Source organism: Aliidiomarina sp. (assembly GCF_022565475.1).
Lineage (GTDB): Bacteria > Pseudomonadota > Gammaproteobacteria > Enterobacterales > Alteromonadaceae > Aliidiomarina.
Genome location: NZ_JAIUMR010000009.1, coordinates 73,067 through 85,497 on the forward strand (window position 1 = coordinate 73,067; position 12,431 = coordinate 85,497).

Genomic DNA, 12,431 nt, shown 5'->3' on the forward strand with positions numbered 1-12,431 from the left:
CGGTTTTTTATTCTGAATTCTGATGAATGCATAACGTTAAAACAGGTCTATTCCTGTTTTCTGTGATGGAGAAAATAAAGTGACCGAGCCAATTAAACAGCCTGAGCTCATTATGTCCGAACTCGATGTTCTACGGATCGAGAAATTGATTGAGAAAACACCGGGATTGAGTAAGCAAGTTGCTCACCTCGAAAGTGAGCTGGCGCGCGCGAAACTCGTTAAGCCACAAGAGATTCCAGCCGATATCGTGACCATGAACTCGCGCGTTCGTTTTCGGATTACCGAGAGTGGCAAAGAATTTGAAAAAACGTTAGTTTACCCAGCCGATCTGGCAAAAACTGAGGACGCAATCTCAATTTTTGCGCCCATTGGCAGCGCACTTATCGGTGTTCGTGTCGGTGAAACCATCGAATGGCCGATGCAAACCGGCGCAGCACACGTCGAAGTGGTTGAGATCGTCTATCAACCCGAGCGCGAAGGCGATTACGTCAGTTAATCATCGCACCATATTTAACCTGCGCAAATCCCGCGTGACGGCGTTACAAACCGTCACGTAGGACGCGGAACTGGCGCTGCTGACTCGCCGCAAGTTCCGCATAAAAGTCATCAAGCACGGTCTGATAGACCATCATCATAGCCGCAACCGTCGCCTCCTCTTCTGCAGCCAATGCCGCCATAAGTTCCGCTTTCATTGCGTCTCGGTTCAGCCGTTCATCGCCACGCGTGATGGCGTAATCCGTTCCCAACCAAGCTGAAATCATAATCGCGGGTGTACAGACCACCGCCCATGGGCCACAAATTGCTCCGGCACCACCGGCGCTCAGTGCGCCTGCGCGCGCCGCACCGCGAGTAAACAAAGCCGTGATTGCCCGACGCATACCGCCGCGCGCAACAGCGCGGCTGCCGACAGCGGTGGCAACGCGAGCGAGCAACGCGGAACCCGCGCCGAGTCCCACCCACGAGCGTTCGAAAGGAACCGATACATTCAGTGCACTATCAGGAAGCTGCAGACATTGGGTCTGCGTTGAAAGGCTGCTGAGTAAGCGTTGGTAATACTGACTGCGCGCGCTTAAGTCATCGAGCAGGCCATGACTCAACCGTTCGTGAGCCTGCTCCAACGCAGGTTGCAGGGGCTGCGCAACAAAATTCGTCATTTGTGTAGCCATGAACTCAGAAAAATCAGTCCGCGTGACCGTACTGCCGAGAAAATATGCTAGTTGCGCATACTGCCCGACCAAACTGAAATTCCAATCCAAAAACGCATCAACGCCAATTTCAGCCTGAGCAAACGCCAGTCCAACCTGAGCCTCGACCTGTTGGCGCAAACGCTGCTCAGCGAGTTGTTGACTCGCCGATAATTCACGTTCGAGTGTCATCTCAACGTGGGCGAGTTCATCTTCGCGCACTTGTCGGCCGCCAGCGCCTGCACAGGGATCGAACAGTGCTGCATGCTCTTCGTTCGTTTCCAGTGCGTCAGATGCCACTTGCTCAGGGAGACGCGAGAGCACAAAATAAAGCACCACTAAGACCAGCATTGTTCCCCAAACACTCCGGCGCAGCAGTCGTTTGCTGGTCGCATCCAAGCCCCCCAAGCGCGCTTGTAAAACAAAACTTAGGATCCCTAGCACAACAAGTTGCAGGACACCGAGCTTCGTCGCGTTCATCACTAAAATTGCAAACCAAGCGGTCAATTTCAGACCCACAGGCAATTGAACATCGCTGGCCTGCTGCAGGAAATACCATTGCACATCCTGCACCACACCAGTGACTGCTAACAACCATGCAAATACAGGAACTGGCGCTTGCTCAATGGTGTACAGTTGCCAAGATTGGCTGATGACCTCACTCAGCTGTAAATGCCGCGCATCCGGCACTTCAAGCCAAAACAATTGCACCACGGCTAAGGCGACGACCATCAGCACGAGATTGAGCCAGGCACTAATTCGCAACACCACTAAATCATGAAATTGCACATGGGTTTCGCTGGCAAATCCACGATGAACAACGCCCCTGATCAGCATTAATGTGCCGATTCCTGCACTCAACACCCACCATTCAAGCCAGTGTAAATGCGCCGCAAGCAAAAGCACCAGAACGCCAGTCAACAGCGCTAAGATCACGTAAACCACACGTAGAAATACGCTGTCCCATAGCCAACGTCGAATTCTGCCCGCACTCGCATAGACAAAGGCTAAAAAGGCTTGGCGCCGCAGCATGCGAACGGCATCGAGGTAAAAGAAGATCGTCAAGGTGACGGCCAGCAAGAACAGCAACCATGCCAGCTCAGGGAGCTGAATCAACCAGTAATAGAGTGGTGTTGTCGACACAAAGAAGTACCTTTTACGTCCGCTTACCGTATGAGTCTACCTGATTGCGCTGACCAATGATGAAAAAAACAGCAAAATTTAAACTTGATTAAATAAGGTTTACTATGTAAAGTTAAAAAATGAAAACTGATAATGAACAAATTCTCAAAGGACTTTTGGACACGCTGGTCTTGAATGTCCTCACCCAAGGTGAAAACTACGGTTTTGGTATTCGCGAAGCATTGCACCAACAACTTGGTGCGGATGCGGACGTCGTCAAAGAGGCGACACTTTATCCCCTGCTGCATCGTTTAGAACGACGTGAACTCTTAATTTCCTACCGCCAGCCGGGTGAGCGCGGTACGCCGCGGAAATATTACAAAATTACCGATCTCGGGCGCAGTTACCTGCGCACAAAAACAGCAGAATGGCGCAAGGTAGCAAGCTTGCTTGAGCGTACCATTTTCATTAACAAGGACTAATTTATGCGCATATTTAGCGTCACTCGACTTTTTTCACCGCAATTCCCACCAGAATTAGCTACTGACATCCCAGTTATTGATGCCTACCTGCAGCAAATTGAACAGGAATTGCCAGGCCGCAAAGCCTTGCGCTGCCAAATGCTCGAAGAAGTTCGCGACCATTTGCTTGAGCACCATTCGCAGTTAGTCGCGAGTGGCGACAGTAGCGACCGTGCAGCTGAACAGGTGACGACACAGTTTGGTGATCCGACTCAGTATGGGCGCGCGCTGCGACGCGACAAGTTCATCAAATTTGCCAAAATATTCAGTATCGGCACCCTCGCTTTTATCGTTTTAACCTTGTTGATTGGTTGGGCGAATCCACCAGCCGCAAACTACGAAGGCATAACGCCAGACTTCTGGACACGTCACCTCGTGCCGATGCTCAATGCGCCGGTATTTGCTTTTCTGATGAGTTACACCATGACCTTTGTCGCGGTCAAAGCCAAACCAGACGTGCGCGCTGATTTGTGCGTGTACATGGATCGAAAAAAGAAATATGCCGGGACGTACGTGATCCTCTACATGTCCACTCTCGGGGTGATCGGGTTTCTCGGACTTTTCAACATTGGCATGCTCCGCAGTTTCCACCCACTCGTAGCGATTGCTTTCGTCATCGCTTCCCTGCTCACGGTTTACTGGTCACGTATCACTTGGAACAGCTACGATCTCAAAGACGACACACTTAGAGTAAAAACAGTCTTTCGTGAAACGCAGATCCCGATTGCGCAAATCCTATCGATCAAAGTAAAACGATACTGGAATGACCGTCTCAATATTTTAGACAGCCGCTCATTAGTAATTCAATGGCGCAACAACACCGGCAACGTCCAACGTATACAGCTGCCCTTGAATGACAGCATGCACAATGCCGATCGTTTACAAGCAAAACTCTATGCTGCACTCGAACATCCGCAATAAAACTCGTGCGACCCATTAATCGATTTCATGTGAATAATCTCCAAAAAAAGCTTATACGGTATATAATATGGGCGTCTGAAGATTGAAGCGCCCAGACACCAATTCCTGCTTCAAGTTAATTATATTATTGACTAAGGAGTCAGCCATGATCGAAGAAATCCGCAAAAACCTACTTGTTAACGTTATCGTGCCAGGCATTTTAACTGTAGCAGGAATCTTGGTTGGGTCGGCCTATCTCTACATGTATGTGCTGTAGGTCTCGGCGCTGTCGTTAACCCAGGATTCGCGACCTGTTGGTTAATGTGTCAAACCAAATCAAACCCATAAAAAAATCCCCGTAGCCTCCCAACCGGCGACGGGGATTTTTTCTCTGCGCTGTCTTTGCTTTAATGCGCTTAAAGCATTTCGACCGCTAAAGCGACGGCTTCACCGCCACCGATACACAGTGAAGTCATGCCTTTCTTCTCGCCACGCTGCTGCAGTGCATGGAGCAAGGTGACCAACAAGCGTGCACCAGAGGCACCAATCGGGTGACCCAGCGCACAGGCGCCTCCATGTACATTCACTTTCTCAGCATCGAGGTCCATGTCTTTAATCGCAATCATAGTCACCATGGCAAAGGCTTCGTTGATTTCCCAAACATCGACATCGTCTTTCGACCAACCGGCTTGCTCCAGTGCTTTATTCATTGCCCCGACCGGCGCCATGGTGAACTCCGACGGTTTTTGCGAATGAGTCGCGTGGCTGACAATCCGTGCCAATGGCTGTAAGCCCTTCGCTTTCGCGTCGCTTTCACGCATCAACACTAATGCAGCAGCGCCGTCGGAAATTGATGAGGAGTTTGCCGCGGTCACAGTGCCGTCTTTGGCAAACGCGGGACGTAATGATGGAATTTTATCAATCCGCGCTTTACCTGGCTGCTCGTCGGTGGTCACGGTGACTTCACCTTTACGATCACTGTAAGAAACTGGCGTAATTTCGTCAGCAAATTTGCCGCTTTGAATCGCTTCTTGCGCACGGGTTAACGAACGAATAGCAAAGTCGTCCATCGCTTCGCGCGTGAAACCATACGCGTCTGCGGTGTCTTGCGCATAGCAACCCATAGCTTTGCCTTCATAGGCATCTTGGAGGCCGTCAAGCATCATGTGATCGAGCACTTGACCATGACCCATGCGATAACCGCTGCGTGCCTTGTCGAGCAAATACGGTGCGTTCGACATACTTTCCATGCCACCAGCAACGACCACATCGGCAGAGCCGGCTTTAATCAAGTCATGGCCAAACATCACGGTTTTCAAGCCTGAACCACAGACCTTATTAATGGTGGTTGCGCCAGTACCCAATGGTAGGCCTGCCGCCAACATAGCTTGCCGTGCCGGTGCTTGTTTTAAACCTGCAGGTAAGACACAGCCCATAATCACTTCACTGACGTCTTCACCGGCAAGCCCTGAACGCTCAATCGCAGCTCGAATAGCTTGGGCACCAAGGTCAGGCGCACTTACTGCGCTGAGTTCTCCCATGAAACCGCCCATTGGGGTGCGCGCAGCGGCGACAATGACAACTGAATCTGAGCTCATTTAACTTCTCCTGCTGTAATAAAATTGTTAGGCTGAGCACGCTCAGCACTTTACGTTAACGTAAACTTCGTGATAGCTTAACGCCTGTGAATGCCTCATGGCAAGTGACCTTTGGATTCGAATCATGATTAAACCACAAATTGACACCGCTGAGTTCGAAACAAGCCCAGAGCGGGTGCGCCGAACACAAGACACCTTCAGCATTGGCGACCTCTCGCGTGAGTTTGATATTACCACGCGCAGTATTCGTTTTTACGAAGATCAAGGCTTACTCATTCCAGAGCGTCGCGGCCAAACGCGTATCTACCATCAAAAAGATCGAGTCCGGTTAAAACTTATTCTGCGCGGTAAACGTTTAGGCTTTACCCTCGCGGAAACTAAAACCTTATTCGACATGTATGACCGTGACGGTAGCAGCGTCAATCAATTACAAACCATGTTGCGCTTAATTGAAGACAAAAAATCGGCGCTGCGCCAGCAATTAGAAGATATTAAAGTTGTTTTGCATGAACTGACTGCGGTTGAAGCCGGCTGTCGTGCAGAGCTCAATGAAAAGTCCAAGGAGTCCCTATGATCAGCTCGTATAAACCATTTAATTTTGACCTCGGCGAAACAGCAGACATGATTCGTGAGCAAGTCAATGCTTTTGCTCGTGATGAAATTGCTCCGCGCGCTGCTGAAATTGACGAGAAAAATGAGTTTCCTGCTGATTTATGGCGCAAGTTTGGTGACATGGGTTTGCTTGGCATTACCGTCCCTGAAGAGTTTGGTGGCTCAGAAATGGGTTACCTCGAACACGTGATCGCCATGGAAGAGATCAGCCGAGCATCAGCGTCGGTCGGCCTCAGCTACGGTGCACACTCGAACTTATGCGTCAACCAAATCAAAATTAATGGCTCGCAAGCGCAAAAAGAAAAATTCCTACCAAAATTACTCAGCGGCGAACACGTTGGCGCCCTCGCCATGAGTGAACCGAACGCAGGTTCTGACGTAGTGAGCATGAAACTGCATGCGAAGAAAGACGGTGACCACTACATTCTGAACGGCAACAAAATGTGGATTACCAATGGTCCGGATGCTGACGTATTGGTGGTGTACGCAAAAACTGAACCGGGCGCCGGCTCGAAAGGGATTACCGCCTTCATTATCGAAAAGGACAACACGCCGGGCTTTAGCACAGCACAAAAGCTCGACAAGCTGGGTATGCGCGGCTCGAACACGTGTGAGTTGGTTTTCGAAGACGCGCGCGTCCCTGCCGAAAATATCCTGGGTGAACTGAACCAAGGCGTGAAAGTTTTAATGAGCGGCCTTGACTACGAACGCGCCGTACTCGCCGCAGGCCCACTCGGTATCATGCAAGCTTGTATGGACGTGGTGGTACCCTATATTCACGAACGTGAGCAATTCGGTCAGTCCATCGGTCAATTCCAGTTAGTGCAAGGTAAGGTTGCTGACATGTACACGCAAATGAACGCTGCGCGTGCCTATGTTTACGCTGTCGCCAAAGCCTGTGACCGGGGTGAAACCACGCGCAAAGACGCTGCCGGTGCCATTCTCTACGCTGCCGAGCTGGCGACCAAAATGGCCCTCGACGCGATTCAGCTGCTCGGTGGGAACGGCTATATTAATGAGTACCCAACCGGCCGTTTACTGCGTGATGCTAAACTGTATGAAATTGGTGCCGGCACCTCGGAAATTCGCCGAATGCTGATCGGCCGTGAGTTATTCACCGAATCCAAATAAAAGGAACCGAACTGTGGCTATCCTTACTAGTAAAGTGAATCCTCGCGATGAGGGCTTTTTAGCCAATCGCGAAGCCATGCTTGCAGTACTCGCAGATTTACAAGCGAAAGCGGAACAAATTAAACAGGGTGGTGGTAAAAGCTACCAAGAACGTCACGTCGCACGCGGTAAATTACTCGCTCGTGACCGTATTCAGCGCTTACTTGACGCCGGCTCGCCATTTCTCGAAATCGGCCAGTTTGCCGCCTGGGACGTCTACGAAGACTACGTGCCAGCAGCAGGTGTTGTGGCCGGCATTGGCCGCGTGAGTGGCACCGAATGTATGATTGTCGCCAATGACGCCACCGTGAAAGGTGGTACCTATTACCCGCTGACCGTACGCAAACATTTGCGCGCTCAAGAAATCGCCGAGCGCTGCCACTTGCCGTGTATTTACTTAGTTGACTCAGGCGGTGCGAACCTTCCACGTCAAGACGAGGTTTTCCCAGACCGCGACCATTTTGGCCGGATTTTCTTTAATCAAGCCAATATGTCGGCCAAGGGCATTCCCCAGATCGCTGTGGTCATGGGTCTATGTACCGCTGGCGGTGCCTACGTACCGGCCATGGCGGATGAATCAATTATCGTTAAAGAACAAGGCACGATTTTCCTTGCTGGCCCACCATTAGTGAAGGCGGCAACCGGTGAAGAAGTCAGCGCTGAAGAGCTTGGTGGCGCCGATGTGCACACGCGTATTTCCGGTGTGGCTGACCATTTTGCTTTGAACGACGAACATGCTCTTGATCTTGCACGACGCTCAGTGTCGCGCCTTAATCGTCCAGAAAAAGCCAAACTTGATGTCGCTGAAGTGAAGCCGCCGCGTTACCCTGCCGAAGAAATTTATGGCATTGTCGGTACCGATTTACGCAAACCATACGATGTTCGCGAAGTGATTGCCCGCATTGTCGACGACTCAGATTTTGACGAGTTCAAACAAAACTACGGTAATACACTAGTCACTGGTTTTGCCCGCATTCATGGGTTCTTAGTAGGTATTGTTGCCAATAACGGTATTTTGTTCTCCGAGTCGGCGCAAAAAGGCGCACACTTCATTGAGCTCTGCGCTCAACGCAAAATCCCGCTGGTGTTTTTACAGAACATTACCGGCTTCATGGTCGGTAAAAAATACGAAGCCGAAGGTATTGCCAAACATGGCGCGAAAATGGTGACTGCCGTCAGTTGTGCGAAAGTGCCGAAGTTTACCGTTTTGATTGGCGGTAGCTATGGTGCCGGAAACTATGGCATGTGTGGCCGCGCTTACGACCCAACCTTAATGTTTATGTGGCCGAATGCGCGCATTTCCGTCATGGGCGGTGAGCAAGCAGCTGGTGTTATGGCGCAAGTCACTCGCGATGGCAAAGAGCGTAAAGGCGAGAGCTGGAGCAAAGAAGACGAAGCGGCCTTCAAGCAACCCATCATCGACACCTATGAACGTCAGGGGCATCCGTACTACGCCTCTGCTCGCCTGTGGGACGATGGCGTGATTGACCCTGCGCAAACGCGTACCGTGTTGGCTCTGAGTTTGAGCGCGGCGCTAAATGCACCAATCGAGGACACCCGTTTCGGTGTCTTCCGGATGTAAGCGAGGCTTCATGAGTACTGAGTATACCCAATTAATCATGGATGAGCGCGGCGTTGCTTCGCTTATTATGAATCGTCCCGACGTCCATAACGCCTTTGACGACACCATGATCGCACAGTTACGCCAAGCCCTGAAATCCGTTGCTGACAATCCCGCAGCGCGGGTATTGGTCTTACGCGCCAATGGTAAAAACTTTTCCGCCGGTGCTGACCTCAACTGGATGCGTTCAATGGCGGGCAAAAACTACCAAGAGAATGTCAATGACGCCGGACAGCTGGGCGCTTTGATGTGGGAATTAGACCAATTGCCGATTCCAACCATTGCGCTGGTGAACGGTGCGGCTTTCGGTGGCGCTGTCGGACTGGTGGCCTGCTGTGATATGGCCATTGCTGATGAAGGTGCCAGCTTCTGTTTATCAGAAGTTAAAATTGGCCTGATTCCAGCAGTGATTAGTCCGTATGTTGTGCGCGCACTCGGCGAACCGGCGGCGCGTCGCTATATGCTAACTGCTGAGCGTTTCTTTGCTAACGAAGCACACCGCTTAGGGCTGGTCGACGAAGTTGCCGACGGCAGTCTCGATGATGCTCTTGAACCCTTGTTAAACGCGCTACTTGCCAACAGTCCTGCGGCGGTAAAAGCCTGTAAACGCTTAATTCACCATGTGGCAAACCATCCTCTCGACGCCGACGTTGTCGCTGAAACCGCACGACGCATTGCCGAAATTCGCGTTTCTGCAGAAGGTCAAGAAGGCTTAAGTTCATTTTTAGAAAAACGCGCGCCAGCTTGGCAACAATCGAACAAAAAAGATGGAGGCCACGCATGAGCCAGTCAATTCACAAAATTCTGATTGCCAACCGTGGTGAAATTGCCTGTCGTGTCATTCGCACCGCACGTGACATGGGCATTAAAACAGTCGCAGTATTTTCCGACGCTGATCGCAACGCCCAGCACGTTCTGCAAGCTGACGAAGCTGTCTACATTGGCGGCTCGGCCAGCAGTGAGTCGTACTTACGCGCCGACAAGATTATTGCCGCAGCGCAGAAAACCGGTGCCCAAGCCATTCACCCCGGTTACGGCTTTTTGTCAGAAAACGAATCATTTGCCGAAGCATTGGCTGACGCGGGTCTGATCTTTATCGGTCCACCGGTGCCAGCCATTGCCGCGATGGGTTCGAAAAGCGCGGCGAAAAACATTATGCAAGACGCCGGTGTGCCGCTGGTGCCAGGCTACCACGGTGATGACCAAGATCCGGACTTGCTGGCCTCGGAAGCCGAGAAAATTGGCTATCCAGTCTTGTTGAAAGCGGCCTATGGTGGCGGCGGCAAAGGCATGCGCGTGGTCGAAAAGGCGGCTGATTTTAACGAAGCATTGGCGTCTGCCAAGCGCGAAGCGAAAGCTGCGTTTAGTAACGACAAAATGTTGGTGGAAAAGTACATTACTCGCCCCCGTCACGTTGAGATTCAAGTGTTCTGCGACCAACATGGCAATGCAATTTACTTAGCTGAGCGTGATTGTTCGGTGCAACGTCGTCACCAAAAGGTGATTGAAGAAGCACCAGCGCCAGGGCTTGATGAAACGACCCGAAAAGCCATGGGTGAAGCCGCTGTGCGCGCTGCGCAAGCGATTGACTACGTCGGCGCCGGCACCGTTGAATTCCTCTTCGACGAAGACCAAAGCTTCTACTTCATGGAAATGAATACGCGCTTGCAGGTTGAACATCCGGTGACTGAAATGATTACCGGCGTTGACTTAGTCGAATGGCAAATTCGCGTGGCTGCCGGTGAGGTATTGCCCATGCAGCAAAACGAGCTAGTGCTCGATGGCCATGCTTTTGAAGCGCGAATTTACGCCGAAAACGCCGACGACAATTTTATGCCGAGTACCGGCAAGGTTGCCTTTTTACGCCATCCCGAAGCATCCCCCTACTGTCGTTGGGACTCGGGTATTGTCGCTGGGGACGAAGTAACCACATTCTACGACCCGATGATCGCCAAATTGATTGTGTGGGATGAAGATCGTGACAGCGCGCTGCGCCGTTTAGCCAATGCCTTACGAGACACTCGGATTGCCGGAGTGACCACCAACACCGACTACCTGCACCGCATTGCTACGCATCCTGCGTTCGTCAAAGCCGAACTCACCACGCGCTTTATTGAACAGTATGGTGACGACTTGCAGCAGACTGACTTCAATTTAAGCACAGAACAAGCGTTGTTGGTATTGGCTGCTTACCGCATTCACCAGCAGCAACAAGCTACTACATCATCAGATCCGTGGGCTGTTGCCAACGGTTGGCGGATGAATGCAACAGCAAAACATCATTTGGTATTCACGCCGAAAGGCACCGATAGCCCTATCGTGTTAGATTTACAGCAACACGGTGACCTCTTCATGTGGCCACGCCACGATCTAAAAGTAGCATTCAGTGCCGATGGCGCAGTGCTGTTGGACGATCAGCGCATGCCGGTAGACGTTGCTGAAGTGGACGGTGTTTACACCTTGTTTACCGCCAGTGGCCGTTTCCAAGCGACTTTATTTGATGAACTTGCCGAGTTAGCGCACGAAGAAGAAGCGGGCAGCCTGACTGCACCGATGAACGGCACGATTGTTGCCGTCAACGTTGCCGCTGGCGACACGGTTGCCGAAGGTCAAGCCTTGGTCGTCATGGAAGCGATGAAAATGGAGTACACCATTCGTGCCCCCTTTAACGGCACCGTTGAGCAAATTTTCTTCCACGCCGGTGAACTGGTCAGCGACGGTGCTGAACTCATTAGCCTCGCCGCAGAGAACGAATAAGGAGGCCTGACTATGGCATTACCGAAGCACGTTCGTATCGTTGAAGTTGGTCCCCGCGACGGCTTACAGAACGAAAAAGCGGTGACCACGGCAAGCAAAGTGGCATTGATCAATGCATTGAGCGCCTCCGGCTTAACCACCATTGAGGCTGGCAGTTTTGTCAGCCCGAAATGGGTGCCGCAAATGGCCGACAGCGCCGATGTCATGACCCAGATACAACGCGCCGATGGCGTTACCTATTCGGCGCTCACGCCAAATCTCAAAGGCTTTGAGTTGGCGATGGCCGCGCACGCCGATGAAGTCGCTGTGTTTGGTGCCGCTTCAGAAGCATTCAGTCAGAAAAACATTAATTGCACGATTGACGAGTCGCTTGAGCGTTTTACGCCAGTTATGGCGGCAGCGAAAGCAGCCGGTATCCGTGTACGTGGCTATGTCTCCTGCGTGCTTGGCTGTCCCTATCAAGGGGAAGTGCCTTTGACCGATGTAGTGCGCGTCGCCAAAGCTTTATATGACATGGGCTGCTACGAAATTTCACTGGGCGACACCATTGGTGTCGGTACGCCATTGCAAGCCCAACAGATGCTTGAGGCGGTGGCCGCTGCTGTGCCGATGGAAAAGTTAGCCCTGCACTTTCACAACACCTATGGTCAGGCACTTGCCAATTTAGCCATGTGTTTACCGCTCGGCGTCAGCGTGATTGACAGCGCTGTGGCCGGCCTTGGTGGCTGCCCTTACGCCAAAGGCGCAAGTGGTAACGTCGCCACTGAAGATGTACTCTATATGCTTCAAGGTATGGGTATTGAAACCGGTGTCGACTTAGAACAAATCATTGATGCTGGCCAAGCCATTTGTGCCGAACTAGGCACGCAACCGCGCTCGAATGTCAGCGTGGCGCGCCGAGCTTAGCTTTGTCTGTTGAGCGCGGAGCGCTTAACAGCAAAGTGAC

11 protein-coding genes are annotated in these 12,431 nt (G+C 51.6%); 9 read left to right on the forward strand and 2 right to left on the reverse strand.

Features of this window, described 5'->3' with window-relative positions; all coding sequences use genetic code 11:
- Positions 1–79 precede the first annotated feature (79 nt).
- Positions 80–496: a nucleoside diphosphate kinase regulator gene (rnk, locus tag LAT77_RS09055; RefSeq protein WP_290564242.1), complete on the forward strand. Its 417-nt coding sequence runs from the start codon at positions 80–82 to the stop codon at positions 494–496.
- A 43-nt stretch (positions 497–539) separates the two neighbouring features.
- On the opposite strand, the gene LAT77_RS09060 is transcribed toward rnk, so the two are convergent.
- Positions 540–2,327: a hypothetical protein gene (locus LAT77_RS09060; protein WP_290564243.1), complete on the reverse strand. Its 1,788-nt coding sequence runs from the start codon at positions 2,325–2,327 to the stop codon at positions 540–542.
- Positions 2,328–2,446: 119 nt separating this feature from the next.
- Between LAT77_RS09060 and LAT77_RS09065 the strand changes: the two genes are divergently transcribed.
- The gene (locus LAT77_RS09065; protein ID WP_290564244.1) at positions 2,447–2,788 is read left to right on the forward strand and encodes a PadR family transcriptional regulator; all 342 of its coding nucleotides are present in this window, start codon (positions 2,447–2,449) and stop codon (positions 2,786–2,788) included.
- A gap of 3 nt (positions 2,789–2,791) precedes the next feature.
- Positions 2,792–3,748, forward strand: coding sequence for a permease prefix domain 1-containing protein (locus tag LAT77_RS09070; protein WP_290564245.1), 957 nt, complete (start codon positions 2,792–2,794; stop codon positions 3,746–3,748).
- A 395-nt stretch (positions 3,749–4,143) separates the two neighbouring features.
- Here the strand turns inward: LAT77_RS09070 and LAT77_RS09075 are convergent, their stop codons facing one another.
- Positions 4,144–5,325, reverse strand: coding sequence for an acetyl-CoA C-acyltransferase (locus LAT77_RS09075; RefSeq protein ID WP_290564246.1), 1,182 nt, complete (start codon positions 5,323–5,325; stop codon positions 4,144–4,146).
- A 124-nt stretch (positions 5,326–5,449) separates the two neighbouring features.
- On the opposite strand from LAT77_RS09075, the gene LAT77_RS09080 reads away from it, so the two are divergent.
- From LAT77_RS09080 to LAT77_RS09105, 6 genes are read left to right on the forward strand one after another with little or no spacing between them, the layout of a single operon-like run.
- Complete coding sequence (locus tag LAT77_RS09080; protein ID WP_290564247.1) at positions 5,450–5,899, forward strand: MerR family DNA-binding transcriptional regulator; 450 nt, start codon at positions 5,450–5,452, stop codon at positions 5,897–5,899.
- The gene (locus tag LAT77_RS09085; RefSeq protein WP_290564248.1) at positions 5,896–7,068 is read left to right on the forward strand and encodes an isovaleryl-CoA dehydrogenase; all 1,173 of its coding nucleotides are present in this window, start codon (positions 5,896–5,898) and stop codon (positions 7,066–7,068) included. Before LAT77_RS09080 ends, LAT77_RS09085 begins: the two co-directional genes overlap by 4 nt.
- 13 nt (positions 7,069–7,081) lie before the next feature.
- A complete protein-coding gene (locus LAT77_RS09090; protein WP_290564249.1) occupies positions 7,082–8,689 on the forward strand; it encodes a carboxyl transferase domain-containing protein in 1,608 nt (535 codons plus the stop codon).
- A 10-nt stretch (positions 8,690–8,699) separates the two neighbouring features.
- Positions 8,700–9,512, forward strand: coding sequence for an enoyl-CoA hydratase/isomerase family protein (locus LAT77_RS09095; protein ID WP_290564250.1), 813 nt, complete (start codon positions 8,700–8,702; stop codon positions 9,510–9,512).
- Positions 9,509–11,485, forward strand: a complete 1,977-nt coding sequence (locus tag LAT77_RS09100) for an acetyl/propionyl/methylcrotonyl-CoA carboxylase subunit alpha (protein WP_290564251.1) — start codon at positions 9,509–9,511, stop codon at positions 11,483–11,485. The genes LAT77_RS09095 and LAT77_RS09100 overlap by 4 nt, the downstream gene beginning before the upstream one ends.
- 12 nt (positions 11,486–11,497) lie before the next feature.
- On the forward strand, positions 11,498–12,391 hold the full coding sequence (locus LAT77_RS09105) for a hydroxymethylglutaryl-CoA lyase (RefSeq protein ID WP_290564252.1): 894 nt from the start codon (positions 11,498–11,500) through the stop codon (positions 12,389–12,391).
- Positions 12,392–12,431: the final 40 nt, after the last annotated feature.

What these genes read in the sequence shown, in the direction of transcription:
- LAT77_RS09065 (WP_290564244.1), top strand. Translation starts at nt 2,447, where the DNA reads ATGAAAACTGATAATGAACAAATTCTCAAAGGACTTTTGGACACGCTG.
- LAT77_RS09070 (WP_290564245.1), top strand. Translation starts at nt 2,792, where the DNA reads ATGCGCATATTTAGCGTCACTCGACTTTTTTCACCGCAATTCCCACCA.
- LAT77_RS09075 (WP_290564246.1), bottom strand. Translation starts at nt 5,325, where the DNA reads ATGAGCTCAGATTCAGTTGTCATTGTCGCCGCTGCGCGCACCCCAATG.
- LAT77_RS09080 (WP_290564247.1), top strand. Translation starts at nt 5,450, where the DNA reads ATGATTAAACCACAAATTGACACCGCTGAGTTCGAAACAAGCCCAGAG.
- LAT77_RS09085 (WP_290564248.1), top strand. Translation starts at nt 5,896, where the DNA reads ATGATCAGCTCGTATAAACCATTTAATTTTGACCTCGGCGAAACAGCA.
- LAT77_RS09095 (WP_290564250.1), top strand. Translation starts at nt 8,700, where the DNA reads ATGAGTACTGAGTATACCCAATTAATCATGGATGAGCGCGGCGTTGCT.
- LAT77_RS09100 (WP_290564251.1), top strand. Translation starts at nt 9,509, where the DNA reads ATGAGCCAGTCAATTCACAAAATTCTGATTGCCAACCGTGGTGAAATT.
- LAT77_RS09105 (WP_290564252.1), top strand. Translation starts at nt 11,498, where the DNA reads ATGGCATTACCGAAGCACGTTCGTATCGTTGAAGTTGGTCCCCGCGAC.